Genomic DNA, 249 nt, shown 5'->3' with positions numbered 1-249 from the left:
AAGTAGAGCTGTGGGCCGCCGAAGCCGACGGGGTATTCCACCTCCCGTTTGGCGTCCATCGCGCCGTGGATTCCGGTGGGGCCTGAACCGAAGGATCCCCAGTCCACGCCGAAGTAGGTCAGGACATGGTTGGCCAGACCTGACCGGACGACCTCATGTGCTTGAGCGACGGCCAAGAGGATACCGGCGCCGACCGGACTGCTGAGCCCCTGATATCGCACGTTCGTCATCCCCATCGTCGGCAACAGG

1 protein-coding gene is annotated in these 249 nt (G+C 63.9%); it reads right to left on the bottom strand.

The genetic code is table 11. The features are described from left to right. Positions 1 to 230, bottom strand: a 230-nt coding sequence (locus AC5RVV_RS18475) for a hypothetical protein (protein WP_494002773.1), incomplete at its 3' end; no start/stop codon positions are given. Positions 231 to 249: the final 19 nt, after the last annotated feature.

The sequence above is a fragment of the Arthrobacter sp. MDT2-34-1 genome, assembly GCF_059091365.1.
The sequence above is the reverse complement of the archived record's forward strand: the minus strand, read 5'-3'. Positions and strand labels throughout refer to the sequence as shown.